The sequence below is a fragment of the Arsenicicoccus cauae genome, from assembly GCF_043162025.1.
Classification (GTDB): domain Bacteria; phylum Actinomycetota; class Actinomycetes; order Actinomycetales; family Dermatophilaceae; genus Arsenicicoccus; species Arsenicicoccus cauae.
In genome coordinates this window covers 627,233-643,364 of record NZ_CP171001.1, presented here as the reverse complement: position 1 = coordinate 643,364, position 16,132 = coordinate 627,233, and the positions used below count along the sequence as shown (strand labels likewise).

At 70.8% G+C, this 16,132-nt stretch carries 16 protein-coding genes; 10 read left to right on the top strand and 6 right to left on the bottom strand.

Annotated elements, in window-relative coordinates:
- Positions 1-195: 195 nt before the first annotated feature.
- From ACF3NS_RS02990 to ACF3NS_RS02975, 4 genes are read left to right on the top strand one after another with little or no spacing between them, the layout of a single operon-like run.
- Positions 196-1,146 carry a TIM barrel protein gene (locus tag ACF3NS_RS02990; protein WP_154592076.1) on the top strand — a complete coding sequence of 317 codons (951 nt, stop codon included), beginning with the start codon at positions 196-198 and terminating at the stop codon, positions 1,144-1,146.
- A 48-nt stretch (positions 1,147-1,194) separates the two neighbouring features.
- Complete coding sequence (locus ACF3NS_RS02985) at positions 1,195-2,199, top strand: Gfo/Idh/MocA family protein (protein ID WP_392467728.1); 1,005 nt, start codon at positions 1,195-1,197, stop codon at positions 2,197-2,199.
- A 44-nt stretch (positions 2,200-2,243) separates the two neighbouring features.
- On the top strand, positions 2,244-3,110 hold the full coding sequence (locus ACF3NS_RS02980) for a sugar phosphate isomerase/epimerase family protein (RefSeq protein WP_392467726.1): 867 nt from the start codon (positions 2,244-2,246) through the stop codon (positions 3,108-3,110).
- Between the two features lie 5 nt (positions 3,111-3,115).
- Positions 3,116-4,300 (top strand): Gfo/Idh/MocA family protein, encoded by a 1,185-nt coding sequence (locus tag ACF3NS_RS02975; protein ID WP_392469055.1) that lies wholly within the window; start codon positions 3,116-3,118, stop codon positions 4,298-4,300.
- A 55-nt stretch (positions 4,301-4,355) separates the two neighbouring features.
- Here ACF3NS_RS02975 and ACF3NS_RS02970 read toward each other — a convergent pair whose 3' ends face one another.
- Positions 4,356-4,574 carry a hypothetical protein gene (locus tag ACF3NS_RS02970; protein WP_392467725.1) on the bottom strand — a complete coding sequence of 73 codons (219 nt, stop codon included), beginning with the start codon at positions 4,572-4,574 and terminating at the stop codon, positions 4,356-4,358.
- A gap of 28 nt (positions 4,575-4,602) precedes the next feature.
- On the bottom strand, positions 4,603-4,836 hold the full coding sequence (locus tag ACF3NS_RS02965) for a hypothetical protein (protein WP_392467724.1): 234 nt from the start codon (positions 4,834-4,836) through the stop codon (positions 4,603-4,605).
- 274 nt (positions 4,837-5,110) lie between these two features.
- Between ACF3NS_RS02965 and ACF3NS_RS02960 the strand changes: the two genes are divergently transcribed.
- The 4 genes from ACF3NS_RS02960 to ACF3NS_RS02945 all read left to right on the top strand — a co-directional run bounded on the left by ACF3NS_RS02960 (position 5,111) and on the right by ACF3NS_RS02945 (position 9,191).
- Positions 5,111-6,115: a Gfo/Idh/MocA family oxidoreductase gene (locus ACF3NS_RS02960; protein ID WP_392467722.1), complete on the top strand. Its 1,005-nt coding sequence runs from the start codon at positions 5,111-5,113 to the stop codon at positions 6,113-6,115.
- A gap of 126 nt (positions 6,116-6,241) precedes the next feature.
- On the top strand, positions 6,242-7,228 hold the full coding sequence (locus ACF3NS_RS02955; protein WP_154592070.1) for a sugar ABC transporter substrate-binding protein: 987 nt from the start codon (positions 6,242-6,244) through the stop codon (positions 7,226-7,228).
- 2 nt (positions 7,229-7,230) lie between these two features.
- Complete coding sequence (locus tag ACF3NS_RS02950; protein ID WP_154592069.1) at positions 7,231-8,304, top strand: ABC transporter permease; 1,074 nt, start codon at positions 7,231-7,233, stop codon at positions 8,302-8,304.
- Positions 8,301-9,191 (top strand): ATP-binding cassette domain-containing protein, encoded by an 891-nt coding sequence (locus tag ACF3NS_RS02945; RefSeq protein WP_392467719.1) that lies wholly within the window; start codon positions 8,301-8,303, stop codon positions 9,189-9,191. The genes ACF3NS_RS02950 and ACF3NS_RS02945 overlap by 4 nt, the downstream gene beginning before the upstream one ends.
- Positions 9,192-9,419: 228 nt before the next feature.
- Here the strand turns inward: ACF3NS_RS02945 and ACF3NS_RS02940 are convergent, their stop codons facing one another.
- Entirely contained in the window at positions 9,420-10,238 is an 819-nt protein-coding gene (locus ACF3NS_RS02940) for a TIM barrel protein (protein WP_392467717.1), read from the bottom strand.
- Between the two features lie 144 nt (positions 10,239-10,382).
- Here ACF3NS_RS02940 and ACF3NS_RS02935 point away from each other — a divergent pair, with 144 nt between their 5' ends.
- Positions 10,383-11,813: a sugar porter family MFS transporter gene (locus tag ACF3NS_RS02935; protein ID WP_392467715.1), complete on the top strand. Its 1,431-nt coding sequence runs from the start codon at positions 10,383-10,385 to the stop codon at positions 11,811-11,813.
- A 96-nt stretch (positions 11,814-11,909) separates the two neighbouring features.
- Here the strand turns inward: ACF3NS_RS02935 and ACF3NS_RS02930 are convergent, their stop codons facing one another.
- Both ACF3NS_RS02930 and ACF3NS_RS02925 read right to left on the bottom strand, forming a co-directional pair.
- On the bottom strand, positions 11,910-12,695 hold the full coding sequence (locus tag ACF3NS_RS02930) for an SDR family oxidoreductase (RefSeq protein ID WP_392467713.1): 786 nt from the start codon (positions 12,693-12,695) through the stop codon (positions 11,910-11,912).
- Entirely contained in the window at positions 12,695-13,930 is a 1,236-nt protein-coding gene (locus ACF3NS_RS02925) for a phytanoyl-CoA dioxygenase family protein (RefSeq protein WP_392467711.1), read from the bottom strand. The genes ACF3NS_RS02930 and ACF3NS_RS02925 overlap by 1 nt, the downstream gene beginning before the upstream one ends.
- A 114-nt stretch (positions 13,931-14,044) precedes the next feature.
- Between ACF3NS_RS02925 and ACF3NS_RS02920 the strand changes: the two genes are divergently transcribed.
- Positions 14,045-15,106, top strand: a complete 1,062-nt coding sequence (locus tag ACF3NS_RS02920) for a LacI family DNA-binding transcriptional regulator (RefSeq protein ID WP_392467710.1) — start codon at positions 14,045-14,047, stop codon at positions 15,104-15,106.
- A 9-nt stretch (positions 15,107-15,115) separates the two neighbouring features.
- Here the strand turns inward: ACF3NS_RS02920 and iolG are convergent, their stop codons facing one another.
- Complete coding sequence (gene iolG, locus ACF3NS_RS02915) at positions 15,116-16,129, bottom strand: inositol 2-dehydrogenase (RefSeq protein WP_392467709.1); 1,014 nt, start codon at positions 16,127-16,129, stop codon at positions 15,116-15,118.
- Positions 16,130-16,132 lie beyond the last annotated feature (3 nt).

Sequence of the window (16,132 nt, the reverse complement as noted above, 5' to 3'; positions counted from 1 at the left end):
CGACCTGGCGAACGAAGGCCGGCCGATGCCCCTACCCCCGGCGGGATCATCGACCTGGCGAACGAAGGCCGGCCGATGCCCTTACCCCCGGCAGGGATTTGATCTATTGACAGGACATAAGGCCCTGGCTAGCGTGGCGAGTACGGGGGCGAGACGATGCCCGCGTCGACGACGACACGAGACCGAGGACCGCTCATGGCCGAGAACCCGTCCCGCACCGACCGGTCGCGCAACACCGCAAACCCGCGCTACGCCAGGCTCACGATCGGCGTCTGCCCCGACCAGTGGGGCGTGTGGTTCCCGCAGGACCCGCAGCAGATCCCGTGGCAGCAGGCTCTCGACGAGATGGCGGAGGCCGGCTTCAGCGTCATGGAGACCGGTCCGTTCGGCTACTTCCCGACCGAGCCCAAGCGTCTCGCGGACGAGATGGCCCAGCGCGGCTTCCGCGTCGTCGCCGGCACCGGCTGGGGGATCCTGCACCAGGCCGAGGCCTGGGCCGACACCGAACGCACCTTCCGCGCGATCGGAGAGACCCACGCCGCGGTCGGCGCGGAGTACGTCGTCCACCTGCCCCCGATGTTCCGCGACGAGAAGACTGGTGACTTCACCGACGAGCGCACCCTCACGGGCGAGGCGTGGGACCTCTACGTCACCAACGCCGACCGCCTCGGCCGGATGATGAAGGAGGACTACGGCCTGCGGATGGTCCTGCACCCGCACGGCGACTCCCACATCGAGACGCCGGAGGACATCGACCGCATCTTCTCCGCGACCGACCCGAGCTACGTGGGCTTCTGCCTCGACACCGGGCACATCGTCTACGGCCAGGGCGACTGCGTGGACCTGATCGACCGCTATCCCGAGCGGATCGACTACGTCCACATCAAGGCGATGGACCCAGAGCTGGTCAAGCAGGCCCACGACGACGACTGGCCGTTCGTGGCGGCGGTCCACAAGGGCGTGTCGGTGGCGCCGCCGGCGGGCGAGCCGCACATGCCCACCCTGATCGACGCGCTCGCCCGCCTCGACAAGGACCTCTACGTCATCTGCGAGCAGGACATGTACGGCTGCGACCCGTCCTACCCGCTCCCCAACGCGATCCGCACCCGCGAGTACCTCGCGTCCTGCGGCCTCGGCCTGAAGTAGTCGACGTAGTCGACGAGACCTGAAGCACTCGAAGGGACAAGCAAGCTCATGACTGTGCGCATCGGCATGATCGGCCCCGGCGGCATGGGGCAGGCCCACATCGACCGGATCCGCAGCGTCATCGCGGGCGGCGAGGTCGTGGCGGTCTCGGACATCGCGGAGGACAACGTCAGGACCGTGTCGGACACGTATGGCGTCAAGGGGTACACCGACAGCGCCGAGCTCATCGCGGACCCCGAAGTCGACGCGGTGATGATCTGCTCGTTCGGACCGGCGCACGAGGCCGACATCATCGCGTGCATCGAGGCCGGCAAGCGCGTCTTCTGCGAGAAGCCCATGACCCCCGACGCCCAGGGTGCCCTCAACGTCATGGAGGCCGAGCAGCGGGCCGGGCGCAAGCTCGTGACGGTGGGCTTCATGCGGCGCTTCGACGAGTCCTACCGCCAGATGAAGGCGATCCTCGACTCCGGCGAGGTCGGCGAGACCCTGATCATCCACAACCGGCACCGCAACCCCACGGTGCCGGAGCGCTACACGTGGGACATGGCGATCAACGACACCGGGATCCACGAGATCGACACCATGCGCTGGCTCACCGGCGAGGAGATCGTGCGGGTGCGCGTGGACACCCCGAAGAAGACGAGCAAGCGGTTCGAGCACCTGCAGGACCCGTTGATCCTCATCATGCACACCGAGTCGGGGATCTGGATCGATGACGAGATCTTCGTCAACAACCAGCACTCCTACGACATCCAGTGCGAGGCCGTGGCCGAGTCGGGCACGATCCGCCTCTCGGACCAGCACCTGATCGAGCGCACCGGCACGGTCGGCCGCTTCAACGCGCTGACGATGGACCACAACGAGCGCTTCGGCGGGGCCTTCGTCCGCGAGGTGCAGGAGTGGATCACCGCGGTCTCCCGGGACGAGCACACGGGGTCCAGCGCGTGGGACGGCTACGCGGCGGCGTGCGTGTGCGACGCCGGCGTGCGGGCCCTCACCGGGGTGGGGGAGGTCGACGTCGAGATGATCGACAAGCCCGCCCTCTACGCCTGACCGCCACGCGTTCGTCATACGGCCACGACCCCTGGGAGACAACGATGGTCAAGATCCTGCTCGACCCGTCCATGTATCACCCTCAGCTCACCGTCGCCGAGGAGTGCCGCAAGGCCGCGGACCTCGGCTACGAGTTCATCGAGCTGTCGCCGCGGGCGGACTTCCACGAGTGGCACCACTACCCGAAGGTCGACGACGCCGAGATCGCCAAGGTCAGGCGGGCGATGGCCGAGACGGGCGTGCGGATCTGGAGCTTCAACCCGGTCTACAACTGGTCGGCGCCGGACGAGCAGGACCGTCAGCACGCGGTGCGCTGCCTGCGCCGGCTGCTCCAGATCGCCGACGACCTCGAGGTCCCGATGATCGCGACCGAGCTGTCCGGCGACCCGAACGACCCGCTGCGCAGCGAGGCCCAGCTCTACAGGAGCATCGAGGAGCTGATCCCCGACTTCGAGCGGCACGGCATCGAGTGCACGATCGAGGCGCACCCCTACGACTTCGTCGAGACCAACGACCGCGCCGTCCAGATCGTCCGCGGCGTCAACAAGCCGTGGTTCAACTACGAGTTCTGCTGCCCGCACATGTTCCACCTGTCCCAGGGGTCGGGCGACGCCCGGGCGATGATGGCGTATGCCGGGGACCGGTTGCGGCACGTGCACGTCGCCGACGTCTACAACCACCTGGCCAACGTCGGCAACCGCTACATCGTCAACCCGCCCGGCGTCGACGCGCGGATCCACCAGCACAACGAGATCGGCCAGGGCGAGGTGCCGTGGGACGAGGTCTTCGGCTACCTGCGCGAGACCCGTTACGACGGGCCGGTGTCCGTGTGCGTCTTTGGCTGGGAGGAAGACATGGACGCCATCCACGTGCGGATGCGCGAGCGGATCGAGCAGGAGCTGGGCGCGTGAGGGCGATGCGTGAGCTGGGGGTCGGGGTCATCAGCTTCGGGTGGATGGGGCGGCTGCACACCCGCGCCTATGCCTCCCTGCCCGAGCGCTATCCCGAGCTGCGGGTCCGCCCGCGGCTCGTCGCGGTCGCCGACCCCGTGGCCGGGGCGCGGGAGGCCGCCGTCGAGCAGTTCGGCTTCGCCGAGGCGTATGCCGACCACCGCGACCTGCTGGCCGACCCCGCCGTCGAGGCGGTGTCGATCTGCGCGCCCAACTACCTGCACCGCGAGATCGCGCTGGCCGCGGTGGCGGCGGGCAAGCCCTTCTGGATCGAGAAGCCGATGGGGGTCTCGGCGCACGAGTCGCGCGAGATCGCCTGCGCCGCAGCGGAGGCCGGGCTCGTGACCGGGGTGGGGTTCAACTATCGCCAGGCGCCGGGGGTGCAGTTCGCGCGGCAGCTGATCCGCGACGGCCGGCTGGGGCGGGTCACCAACGTGCGCGTGTGGCTGATCGCGGACTACGCGAGCGACCCGGACGGGCCGCTGACCTGGCGCTATGACCGCGAGCGCGCGGGGGCCGGCGTCGTCGGCGATCTCCTGTCCCACGGCATCGACCTCGCGCAGTTCCTCGTCGGCCGGGTCGCCGAGGTCGCCGCCCTGACCGACACCTTCATCACCGACCGCCCCATCCCGCTGGAGCAGGGAGTCGGCCACGCCAAGGTGCGGGTCTCGGACAAGCGTGGCCCGGTCGGCAACGAGGACTACGTCGGCATGCTCGCCCGCTTCGACTCGGGGGTGGTCGGCACGCTCGAGGCCTCCCGTGTGGCGCGCGGCCCGCGGGCGGAGTACGTCGTGGAGGTCTATGGCACCGGCGGGTCCGTGCGCTGGAGCTTCGAGGACATGTCCAAGGTGCAGGTGCTGCTCGGCGACGGCGGGGACGTGCACGGCTACACCACCGTCATGGCCGGGCCGCAGCACGGCGAGTACGCCCGCTTCCAGCCGGGGCCGGGCCAGAACCTCTCCTTCGACGACCTCAAGGTCGTGGAGGGGCGGGACTTCGTGCAGTCGGTGCTGACGGGCGAGCAGGTCGCCCCCTCCGCGGCGGACGCCTGGTCGGCGGCCGAGGTCGACGAGGCGGTCGTCCGGGCTGCGGCGAGCCGCGCGTGGGAGCCGGTCCCGCAGGTGAGCGGGCGGACGACATACGACGCCTGATGCCGTGAGCCCCCTCTCCCCGGTCGGGAGAGGGGGCTCACGAGAGCTAGCCCGATCAGGCGCGGCTGAGCTCGCGGGCGTTCCAGGTGAGGAACGCCGCGACGGTGCCGGCGAGCGGCACCAGGGCGCTCAGCAGGATCGGCGCGGAGGCGAGGACGCCCCCGACGACGGTCAGGACGACGGCCAGGGCGGCCAGCAGCGCGGCCTGCACGGCGAGGTGGCGGTGGGTCGGCGCCTGCGTGGTGCGGGCGTCGGCGACGTGGGTGGTGGTCATGGTTCCTTCTCTCGGGGTGGGGTCGCCCTCAGGCGCGAAAGACGCCCTGATAGCTCGCGACGCCCACCAGGACCACGGTGCCCGCGGCGGGCACGATGGCGGCGACCAGCAGGTGGGGGGACGCGAGCAGCGTCCCGGCGACCACGAGGGCGATGGTGATCAGGGTCAGGGTGACGGCCAGGCTCAGGGCGGGGCGGGTGGCGGCCACGGCCTCGGCGTCGATCTGCGCGGGGGCCGCCAGGTCGGTCAGGTGGCGGGGCAACTCATCCTGCTCTCCGCCGCGCACGGGCGGATCCCGGCGGGGCCGCCCTGCACGGCCATCGTGGGGTGCCAGCTCATGTGCTGACATATATAAGTGTACGCACGAGCCTCCGGGCTTGGCAAACGTATGACGAATGAGTAAGGGTCACGGGCCGCGCCGTCCCGGTCTGGTCAAGACGTGTAAATGTCCGGACAAAGTCTTGACGTGACCCCGGTCGCTCGGTGAAGGTGGTCCCAGCCCGGGCGAGCCCTCGCCCACGTCTCAAAGGAGAGGCATGCGCATCGCAGTCATCGGAGTCGGCCGCATCGGCCGCCTCCATGCCGAGAACCTGCGCGACCTCCCCGAGGTCGGCGAGGTGGTCGTCTCGGACGCGGTCCCCGGGGTCGCGCAGGCGGTGGCCGACGAGCTGCAGGTGTCGGTGGCCGACGACCTCGGCTCCGTCCTTCGGTCAGGGGTCGACGGCTGCGTCATCGCGTCCGCGACCACCGCCCACGCCGAGCAGCTCGAGACCGTGATGCGTGCGGGCGTGCCGGCATTCTGCGAGAAGCCGGTCGCGCGTGACCTCGCTGGCGCCGTGGCCCTGGCCGGGCTCGAGCGCGAGACGGGCGTGCCGGTGCAGGTGGGTTTCCAGCGGCGGTTCGACGTGGGCTACCGCCGCGTGCGGGACGCCGTCGCGGGCGGCGAGCTGGGCACCGTGCACCTCGTCCGGGCGATCACCCACGACCAGGCCCCGCCCCCCGCGGCCTACCTGCCCGTCTCCGGCGGGATCTTTCGCGACTGCTCGATCCACGACCTCGACGTCGTCCGGTTCGTCACCGGCCAGGAGGCCGTGACGGTCAGCGCCGCCGGGGGCAACAAGGGCGACAGGTCCTTCGTCGACGCCGACGACGTCGACACGGCCGCGGCCATCCTCACGATGGCGGACGGCACGCTCGCCCTGCTGTCGGCCACGCGCTACAACGGCGCGGGGCACGACGTCCGCCTGGAGGTCACCGGCAGCAGGGGCGCGATGGCGGTGGGTCTGGACCAGTCCCTCGCCCTGGACTCCGCCGAGCCGGGGGTCACCCTCACCCACGGTCCGCGGCACTGGTCCTTCCTCGATCGCTTCCGGCCGGCCTACGCCGCCGAGCTGGAGGCCTTCGTCGCTTCGATCGGCGGCGCGCCGTCACCCTGCACCGCTCGGGACGGCCTCGAGGCGCAGCGGCTCGCCGAGGCCTGCGACCTCTCCCGCCGCCGTGGCGCACCTGTCCGTCTCGAGGAGATCCTCGACGCGAGATGACGACTCGCCAACGGTTCTCCCGACCCGCCACCACCGACACCCCGACCGGCAGGACAAACGCTTAGTTTGTCAGCAACCACATCACCAGCCAGGAGCATGCTGCTCCGCCGCACGAGAGGCACCACGATGAACCGCACCGTCACCACCACCCTCGCCCTGGCGCTCGCCACCTCGACCGCCCTCACCATGGCGGCCTGCAGCTCGACCGGCGGCAAGCAGACCACCGAATCGGCCGCCGGGGGCGCGGCCAAGGCCAAGACGATGACCGTCGCGATGGTCACCCACGCCGCCGCCGGCGACACCTTCTGGGACCTCGTACGCAAGGGTGCCGAGGACGCCGCAGCCAACGACGGCGTGACCCTGACCTACACCTCCGACCCGGACGGCGCCAACCAGGCCAACCTCGTCAAGCAGGCCGTGGACAAGAAGGTCGACGGCATCGCCGTCACCCTCGCCAAGCCCGAGGCCATGGCTGGCAACGTCAAGGCCGCCACCGACGCCAAGATCCCGGTCGTCGCCCTCAACGCCGGCAGCGACGCGTGGAAGGCCATGGGCGTCACCAGCTTCTTCGGCCAGGACGAGAAGGTCGCCGGCCAGGCCGCGGGCGAACGGCTCACCAAGGAGGGTGGCAAGAAGGTGCTCTGCGTGATCCAGGAGCAGGGCCACGTTGGTCTGGAGGCTCGCTGCGACGGAGTCAAGGCCGGCTTCCCCCAGACCGAGAAGCTCTACGTGAACGGCACCGACATGGGTGACGTCCAGTCCAAGGTCACCGCCAAGCTCCAGCAGGACAAGGACGTCTCGCACGTCATGATGCTCGGCGCACCGTTCGCCATGACGGCGATCAAGTCGATCGAGGAGTCCGGCAGCCAGTCCAAGCTCGTGACCTTCGACATGAACAAGGACATCGTCGCCCAGATCAAGGCCAACAAGGTTGTCTGGGCCGTCGACCAGCAGCCCTACCTGCAGGGCTACCTCGCGGTCGACTCGCTGTGGCTGCACAAGACGAACGGCAACGAGATCGGCGGCGGCCAGGCCGTCCTGACAGGGCCGTCCTTCGTGGACAGCAGCAACGTCGCCGCCGTCGAGAAGTTCGCCGCCAACGGGAAGCGCTGACCATGTCGACCTCCACCACCACTCCCTCTACGGCACCCGAGCCGGCGACACAGGCACCGGCCGGCGACGACCGCGTCGCGCGCCGGTCCCCGGTCAACCTGCTGCTCCGCCGCCCCGAGATCGGCTCCCTCATCGGCGCCCTCGCCGTGTTCGCGCTGTTCGTGGCCATCGCACCGGCCTTCCGCAACATCAGCAACGTCGGCACCATCCTCTACGGCTCCGCCACGATCGGGATCATGGCCGTGGGCGTCGCCGTCCTCATGATCGGCGGCGAGTTCGACCTGTCCACCGGCGTCGCCGCCACGACCTCCGGGCTCACCGCGGCCCTGGCCTCGTGGAACTTCGGCCTCAACGTGTGGGTCGGCGTGATCCTCGCGCTCGTCATCTCCCTGGCGATCGGCGCCTTCAACGGCTGGCTGCTGATGCGGACGGGCCTGCCGAGCTTCCTGGTCACCCTCGGCACCTTCTTCGTGCTGCAGGGCGCCAACCTCGGCATCACCCGACTGGTCACCGGCAACGTCGCCTCGACGTCGATCACCGACATGCAGGGATGGGACTCCGCCAAGGCGGTGTTCGCCACGACCTTCACGATCGGCACGGTCAGCATCAAGATGCTGGTGCTGTTCTGGATCGTGCTGACCGCGATCGCGGCGTACGTGCTGCTCCGCACCCGCGTCGGCAACTGGATCTTCGCCGTCGGCGGCGACGCCGCCGCGGCCCGCGCCGTCGGTGTCCCCGTGACCGCGGTCAAGATCGGGATGTTCATGTTCGTCGGGTTCTGCGCCTGGATGCTCGGCATGCACCTGCTGTTCGAGTACTCCGTGGTGCAGTCCGGCGAGGGCGTCGGCAAGGAGTTCATCTTCATCATCGCCGCGGTGGTCGGCGGCTGCCTGCTCACCGGCGGCTACGGCTCCGTGGTCGGGGCCGCTATCGGCGCGCTGGTGTTCGGCATGACCCAGCTGGGCATCAACTACGCCAACTGGAACCCGGACTGGTTCCGGACCTTCCTCGGGGTGCTGCTGCTCGTGGCGACCTTGGTCAACATGTACGTCAAGAGAAGGGCGGACGCGGCATGAGCGCGACCAAGACCGCGCCGACGCACGAGGGTGGCCCCACCACGGCCATCCTGGAGATGCGTGACTGCGGCAAGAGCTATGGCAACATCCAGGCGCTGCGCGGCGTCTCGATGTCCGTCCGGCAGGGCGAGGTCACCTGCGTCCTCGGCGACAACGGCGCCGGCAAGTCCACGCTCATCAAGATCATGGCGGGGCTGCACGACTACAACGCCGGCGAGATGTACGTCAACGGCGAGGAGCGGCACTTCTCGTCGCCGCGCGAGTCCCTCGGCAGCGGCATCGCCACCGTCTACCAGGACCTCGCGCTCGCCCCGCTGATGTCGGTGTGGCGCAACTTCTTCCTCGGCAACGAGGTCAAGAAGGGGCTCTTCGGGATGGACATCGCCACCATGAAGCGGGTCTGCGGCGAGGAGCTCACCAAGATGGGGATCGTCATCCCCGACCTGGACCGCCCCATCGGCAGCCTCTCCGGCGGTCAGAAGCAGTGCATCGCGATCGCCCGCGCGATCTACTTCGGCGCCAAGGTGATCATCCTCGACGAGCCCACCGCGGCGCTCGGCGTCAAGCAGTCCGGCGTGGTGCTGAAGTACATCATGAAGGCGCGGGACGCCGGCCTCGGCGTCGTCTTCATCACCCACAACCCGCACCACGCCTACCTCGTCGGCAACCACTTCGTCATCCTCAAGCTCGGGCGCGTGGTCCTGGACGCCCACCGTGACGAGGTCTCGTTGGACGAGCTGACCGAGGAGATGGCGGGCGGCAAGGAGCTCGCCGACCTGTCGCACGAGCTGCGCGCCGCGGATCCCGGCAAGGTCGTCGACCCCAGCACCGTCGAGCACGGCTCGATCGACGCACCCACCGTGGACCTCCCCAAGGTCCGCGACTAGGGCTCCCAGGCAGCCCGCCTCGTCCCGCCCGTCCCCTCGTTGAGAGGCGACACATGGGGGTTATCCGCACCCGATAACCCCCATGTGTCGCCTCACAACGCGTTGGGGCGCGGTGAGTGGGCGTGAAGGGCTGCTCCCGCGCGGTGGCGGGGACCATCTTTGCCCTCTCGCGCGTGAGCAGCGGCTCGCCTTGGCGGCGGGGTGATGCGGGGTGGGGCGGGGGTCGGGTCAGAGGGTGAAGGCGTCCCGGAAGCGCTCGAGCGCCACCTCGCTGTCGCCGGACGCCCACCCCTCGAGGGCCACCACCCCGGCATACCCCATCTCGGCGAGGGCCCGGGCGATGCCGGGATAGCTGATCTCGCCCGTCCCCGGCTCGCACCGCCCGGGCACGTCGGCGACCTGGATCTCGCCGACGAGGGGCAGGGCCCGGCGGCACAGCTCGATGAGGTTCCCCTCGCCGATCTGGGCGTGGTAGAGGTCGAGGTTCATGCGCAGCGCGGGCGACCCGACGGACTCCAGCAGCGTGATCACGTCCGCCGCCCGCGCGAACGGCACGCCGGGGTGGTCGACGTCCAGGTTGAGGTTCTCGAGCTGGAAGGTCACGCCCTCGCTCTCGCCGAGGGCGGCCACACGACGCAGCGTCCGCTCGGCGGCGAGCCAGTCGCGAGGGGTCACCACGCTCTGCGGGCGGTTCGGCATACCGCCGTCTCCGAGGCCCGTGCCGTGCAGGTTGAGGTGCGGGTCGCCGAGGCGATGGGCGACGGCGACGGACTCCTGGGCGGTGCGCAGCAGCTCGTCCGCGCCCGCGGGGTCGATCAGCTCGCCCCGCGTGTAGCCCGTCATCGAGGTGAAGCGCGCACCCGTCGCCGCCAGCGCGTCGACGTCCAGCGCCGTCCAGTCCCACAGCTCGACGGCGAACCCCAGCGCGTGCAGCCGCCGCACGCGGTCGAGGTGGGGCAGATCGAGCAGCTGCATCTCGGAGCACACCGCGAGGTCGAACCCCGGGTGCTGCGAGACCTGCTCGGACGGTCCGGCGGTGAGGGTCATGCGGACTCCTTCGTCGTGCAACGGTGTTGGGCAAATGTAAGGACAATCTATTGACAGTGTCTACACCGGCCTCTTCACTTGTGATAGCGATACGAGCACGGACGCTACGAATCCGCTTGCTGCGGAAGGCAGAAGGAGACGAGGATGTCCCACGGCAGTCCCACCAGCAGCCCCGGCGGGGTGACGCTCCCGCCGCTCCGCCCGGGCCCGCACCAGCGGCGCCTGGACCTGATCGCCGTCGTCGCGACGTTCGGCGGCCTGCTGTTCGGTTATGACACGGGCGTGATCAACGGCGCCTTGGCGCCCATGAGGGAAGACCTCGCCCTGAGCGACGTGACCGAAGGTCTCGTGACGGCCACCCTGCTCATCGGCGCAGCCGTCGGTGCCATCGTCTCGGGCCTGCTCAACGACAGGCTGGGGCGCAAGCGGACGCTGACCATGATCGCCGTCGTGTTCTTCGTCGGCACCCTCGGCTGCGTCTTTGCCCCCGGGCTCGGCGTCATGCTCCCGTCCCGCTTCATCCTCGGCTTCGCCGTCGGCGCGGCATCCGCCACGGTCCCCGTCTATCTGTCGGAGCTCGCCCCCACCGAGCGCCGTGGCACCCTCAGCGGGCGCAACGAGCTCGCGATCGTGCTCGGGCAGATGCTCGCCTTCATCATCAACGCGATCATCGCCAGCGTCTGGGGCGAGCACGAGGGGGTCTGGCGCTACATGCTCGCGGTGTGCGCCGTCCCCGCGGTGTTCCTGTTCTTCGGGATGCTCCGTATGCCGGAGTCCCCGCGCTGGCTCATCTCGAAGGGTCGCTACGACGAGGCGCTGCAGGTGCTCCTGGAGGTCCGCAACGAGGACCGCGCCCGCGCCGAGCTCGGCGAGGTGGAGCACCTCGCCGAGGAGGAGGCCGAGGCCCACAAGGGCGGCTGGTCCGACATGGCGATCCCGTGGATCCGCCGACTGGTGATCATCGGCTGCGGCCTGGCGGCCGCGCAGCAGGTCACGGGCATCAACTCGATCATGTACTACGGCACCGAGCTGCTGAAGGAGGCGGGATTCTCGGGCAGCGCGGCGATCATCGCCAACGTCGCCAACGGGGTCCTCGCGGTCGTCGGCACCGCGCTGTGCCTGTTCGTGGTGATCGACAAGGTCCACCGCCGCAGGCTCATCATCTTCGGCTTCTGCGCGACGACCACGATCCACGGCCTCATCACCGTCGCGGCCATCGTCATGCCGGCCGGCACCGCGCGCGCCTGGGTGATCCTCTTCCTCAGCGTGACGTTCGTGTTCTTCATGCAGTGCTGCCTCAACGCGCCGGTCTGGGTCGCCCTGTCCGAGATGTTCCCGCTGCGGATCCGGGGCTTCGGGATGGGGATCTCGATCCTGTGCATGTGGCTGGTCAACGCCGCGCTGACCTTCTCCTTCCCCGTGGTCATGGGCAAGGCCGGCCTGCAGGGGATGTTCGGCCTGTTCTTCGTGATCGGGCTCGCGGCGATCTTCTTCCTCTGGAAGATGCTGCCCAACACCAGCGGCCGCTCCCTGGAGGAGCTCGAGGAGAGCTTCTCCCGGGGCGAGTTCGTCTGAGCCGTATGCCGAGAGGCGGGGTGTCGGTGATCCGGCGCCCCGCACCCCCCGCCGAGTGGTCACTTCCGGACGGCCGGGGCGTGGAGGCAGCAGGCGTCAGTCGTGGGCGCCGGGCACCGTCTGGTCCCAGTCGATGACGGAGCCGGTCACGACGCCGCTGCGGTCGGACAGCAGGTAGACGACCATGTCGGCGATCTCGTCGACCTGCCCCAGCTTGCCCATGGGGAGGGCGGCGGAGGCTTCCTCGAGCCACCCGTCCTGCGCACCGTGGAAGCGCCGCTGCACCTCGTCCTCGCCCGGCGTCTCGGTCCAGCCGATGTTGAGGCCGTTGATGCGGATGCGGTCGAAGCGGTGGGCGTACGCCGCGTTGCGGGTGAGTCCGGCCAGCCCGGCCTTGGAGGCGACGTAGGGCGCGAGGTAGGGCTGGCCGCCGTGGGAGGACATGGTCAGCACGTTGACGATCGTGCCGGGGGCGCCCCGGCGGCGCATGTCCTCGACGGCCGCCTGCATCGTGAAGAACGGCGCCACGAGGTTGACCGAGAGGTGCTGCTGCAGCAGCTCGGGGGTGGTGTCGAGCAGCGACCCGCGCGAGGTGAGGCCGGCGGCGTTGACGAGCCCGTCGACCCGGCCGAAGCGCTCGACCGTCGCGGTGACCGAGGCGCGTGCCTGGTCCACGTCGGCCAGGTCGGTCTGCACGAACTCCGCGCGGTGCGAGCCGTGCTCGCGTGCCAGCTCGTCGACCGCCGCCGACCCGACGTCCGCGCGGCGCCCGGTGACGACGACGCGGGCGCCCTCGCGCAGGGCGGCCCGCGCCACGGCGGCGCCCACGCCCTGGGTGCCGCCACTGACGAGGACCACCCGGTCCTGGAGGAGCTCGCGCATCAGGCCGCGCCCCCGGTGGTGGGGCCCGCGGCCGTGGCGGCTTCGGTCGGTGCGCTCGCGAGCGGACCGGTCGACGCCGCGTCGGACGCCGAATCGAGCTCGGTCACCGGGAGCCGAGCGGCCAGCGCCGAGCGCACCCGGTCGGCCTGGCTGGGTGGCGCCATCCCGTCGACGGGCTGCTCGACGTCCAGGTCGGCGGGGAAGGCGTAGCCCTCCGCCGACGCGGCGATGACGTCGTGGAGGCGGGCGGTCGGCATACCGGCGTCCTGGCGGGAGAGCAGGACCGGATAGACGGCCTCGACCACGCGGCGCCGGTCGACGCGCTCCATGGCCCGGCCGAACGCCGAGGAGATCTGCAGGAGGTTGGCCATGCGGAGGATGTCGGTCGAGTGGTTGGTGCCGGCGGCGTGGAACAGCGCGGGGTTGAAGAACACGGCGTCGCCCTTGGCGAGCGGCAGCTGCACGTGGTGCTCGCGGAAGTAGTCCTGGAACTCCGGCAGCCAGTAGGCGACGTAGCCGGGCTCGTAGCGGTGCGAGTGGGGGAGGTAGAGGGTGGGGCCGCTCTCGACGGGCATGTCGACGTGCGCCACGGCGCCCTGCAGGGTCAGCATCGGCGACATCATGTGGACGTGCCGGGGGTAGCGCTCGCTGACCTCCGGCCCGAGGAACCCCAGGTGGTAGTCGCGGTGCACGGTCTGGCCGGCGCCTCCCGGGTTGACCACGTTGACCTGCGAGGTGACCTGGTAGCCAGGACCCAGCCAGGCCGTCGCCGCCAGCGCCACGAGGTCGTTGGCGTAGTAGTCGACGAACGCCTCGGGGTCGGAGACGGCGAGCTTCTCGAGGGCGTTCCAGACGCGGTCGTTGGCCCCGGGCCTGGCGAAGTGGTCGCCCGCCACGCGGCCGGAGGCGCGCTGCTCCTCGATGATCGTGCGGAAGCCGTCGCTGACCCGGTCGACCACGTCGTGCTCGAAGGCGCCCTGCAGCACCACGATCCCCGGCCCCTCGGACAGGGCGCGGGCCAGCTCGGCCTGCACCTCGCGGGCGGCCTCGGGCCCGGTGCCGAGCGCCTCGCGCAGCCGGTCGGCGCGATAGAGCAGCACCTCCTGCTCGACGGCCTGGGCGTGCGGGTATGCCGCGACGTCGGTGCGGGCCTCGAGCACCGCGCGCAGGTCCTCGAGGCGGCAGTCCTGCGCCGTGTAGGTCGGGCTGGGCGCCGGGCGGGTCGTGGTCGGCATGGCGTCTCCTCGTCGTCGTGGTCCTTCCCTTCCATGGTGGCTCGGGGACCGGCCGTCGGCTGGGGTCAAAGACCTCAGATAGACCTCAGTCACGATCAGGCCTACCGTCGGGGGATGAGGCCGCCGCACCCCCTCAAGGACATCGCCGCCCAGGCCGGCCTGTCCGAGGCCACCGTCGATCGCGCGCTGCACGGGCGCAGCAACGTGAGCGCCGCGGCCGTGCGGGCCGTCGAGCAGGCCGTGCTCGAGCTCGACCGCCAGCAGTCGCAGCTGCGGCTCGGCGCCCGCACCGTGCTGGTGGACGTCGTGATGCAGGCGCCGGCGCGGTTCACGGGCGCCGTGCGGACGGCGCTCGAGGCCGAGCTGGCGTGGGTGCGGCCAGCGGCCGTGCGGGCGAGGTTCCACCTGCGCGAGCGGGCCGACGTCGAGGAGCTCGTGGAGACGATTGACCGGGTCGGGTCGGGAGGCCGCACCTCGCAGGGGCTGCTCCTCAAGGCGCCGGACGACCCGGCCATCGCGGCGGCGGTGGACCGGGCGGCGGGGCGCGGCATACCGGTGGTCACCCTGGTCACCGACGTCCCGAGCAGCAGGCGGGTGGCGTATGTCGGGCTGGACAACCAGCAGGCGGGGGCGACGGCAGCCTTCCTGGTGTCGCGCTGGCTGACCCCGCGAGGCGTGGGTGACGGCGAGGGGCGGCGGGTGCTGGTGACGATGAGCCGCTGGACCTTCTTGGGGGAGCATGAGCGGGTGCGGGCGTTCGAGGACGAGCTGGCGGTGCTGCGGCCGGAGGAGCCCGTGCTCGTGGTGTCGGACGCGGACGGGCTCGATGCCGCCACGGGCGACCTGGTCGGGCCGGCGCTCGACGAGGAGCCGGGCGTGTGCGCGGTCTACTCCGTCGGTGGTGGCAACCGCGCCACCCTCGCCGAGCTGCGGCGCCGGGGGCGACGGGTGGAGGCCTACGTCGCGCACGACCTCGACGAGGACAACGTCGCGCTGCTCCGCTCGGGGGCCGTGGACGCGGTGATCCACCACGACCTGCAGAGCGACTGCCGTCGGGCCGTCCGTCAGGTGCTGAGGCACCACCGGCTGGTGTCGGGCGCCCCGCTGACCGTGCCGGCGTCGTTGGAGATCATCACGCGCTACAACCTGCCGACGCGGTGGATCGACCCGGCCTGACCGGACGGGTCAGGCGTCGAGGTCGACCTCGACGACGCGACCCTCGGCGGCGGACCGGGCGGCGGCGTCGGCCAGCACGAGGGCGGCCCACCCGTCGTGGAAGCCCACCGGCACCGGAGCGTCCTCGCGGATGGCGGCGACGAACGCCGCGAGCTCGCGCTGGTAGGCCGCGGCATACCGCTCGAGGAAGAAGTTCTGGTAGGGCTCGCGCACCTCGACCGCGTCGGCGGTCCAGCGGCGCACGACCGTGTCGGTGACGTTGCCGGCCTCGAGCAGCCCCTCCGAGCCGAAGGCCTCCAGCCGTTGGTCGTAGCCGTAGGCCGCGTGCCGCGAATTGGTGATCGTCACCTGCTGGCCCTCGCGGCCCGTCAGCACCACCACCGCGGAGTCGTAGTCGCCGAGCCCGCGGATGTCCTCGCTGAACTGGGCCGTCCCGCTCGCGAAGACGCTGACGACGTCCGGCACGAAGTGCCGCGCCATGTCGAAGTCATGGATCGTCATGTCGCGGAAGATGCCGCCCGACGCCGCGAGGTAGTCCGTCGGCGCGGGGGCCGGGTCGCGGCTGATGATGGACAGCTGCTCCAGGCTGCCGATCTCGCCGGCGGCGACGCGCGCGTGCAGGGTCGCGAAGTGCGGGTCGAAGCGCCGGTTGAAGCCCAGCATGATCGGCGTGGTCGCGGCCGACGCCTTGCCGCGCAGCGCCTCGACGCGGGCGATGTCGAGGTCGATGGGCTTCTCGCACAGGGCGGGCTTGCCGGCGTCGATCGCGGCGTCGATGAGGTCGACGTGCGTGGCGGTGGGGGAGGCGATGATGACGGCGTCGACGTCGGCGGACGCCAGCACCTCCGCGGGGGTGGCGGCGACGCGGGCGCCGTGCAGCTCGCCCAGCGACTCCGCGGCGGCGGGGACGGCGTCGACGACGGTCGTGAGCACGGCCCCAGGGGCCGCGGTGACGCTGAGGGCGTGGACCCGGCCGATGCGGCCGCAGCCGATCAGACCGATGCGGACGGGCTGCAGGGACATGCT

Bases quoted from the DNA above. Each gene is read 5' to 3' on its own strand.
- ACF3NS_RS02990 (WP_154592076.1), top strand. From the start codon at position 196: ATGGCCGAGAACCCGTCCCGCACCGACCGGTCGCGCAACACCGCAAAC.
- ACF3NS_RS02985 (WP_392467728.1), top strand. From the start codon at position 1,195: ATGACTGTGCGCATCGGCATGATCGGCCCCGGCGGCATGGGGCAGGCC.
- ACF3NS_RS02980 (WP_392467726.1), top strand. From the start codon at position 2,244: ATGGTCAAGATCCTGCTCGACCCGTCCATGTATCACCCTCAGCTCACC.
- ACF3NS_RS02975 (WP_392469055.1), top strand. From the start codon at position 3,116: ATGCGTGAGCTGGGGGTCGGGGTCATCAGCTTCGGGTGGATGGGGCGG.
- ACF3NS_RS02970 (WP_392467725.1), bottom strand. From the start codon at position 4,574: ATGACCACCACCCACGTCGCCGACGCCCGCACCACGCAGGCGCCGACC.
- ACF3NS_RS02960 (WP_392467722.1), top strand. From the start codon at position 5,111: ATGCGCATCGCAGTCATCGGAGTCGGCCGCATCGGCCGCCTCCATGCC.
- ACF3NS_RS02955 (WP_154592070.1), top strand. From the start codon at position 6,242: ATGAACCGCACCGTCACCACCACCCTCGCCCTGGCGCTCGCCACCTCG.
- ACF3NS_RS02950 (WP_154592069.1), top strand. From the start codon at position 7,231: ATGTCGACCTCCACCACCACTCCCTCTACGGCACCCGAGCCGGCGACA.
- ACF3NS_RS02945 (WP_392467719.1), top strand. From the start codon at position 8,301: ATGAGCGCGACCAAGACCGCGCCGACGCACGAGGGTGGCCCCACCACG.
- ACF3NS_RS02940 (WP_392467717.1), bottom strand. From the start codon at position 10,238: ATGACCCTCACCGCCGGACCGTCCGAGCAGGTCTCGCAGCACCCGGGG.
- ACF3NS_RS02935 (WP_392467715.1), top strand. From the start codon at position 10,383: ATGTCCCACGGCAGTCCCACCAGCAGCCCCGGCGGGGTGACGCTCCCG.
- ACF3NS_RS02930 (WP_392467713.1), bottom strand. From the start codon at position 12,695: ATGCGCGAGCTCCTCCAGGACCGGGTGGTCCTCGTCAGTGGCGGCACC.
- ACF3NS_RS02925 (WP_392467711.1), bottom strand. From the start codon at position 13,930: ATGCCGACCACGACCCGCCCGGCGCCCAGCCCGACCTACACGGCGCAG.
- ACF3NS_RS02920 (WP_392467710.1), top strand. From the start codon at position 14,045: ATGAGGCCGCCGCACCCCCTCAAGGACATCGCCGCCCAGGCCGGCCTG.
- iolG (WP_392467709.1), bottom strand. From the start codon at position 16,129: ATGTCCCTGCAGCCCGTCCGCATCGGTCTGATCGGCTGCGGCCGCATC.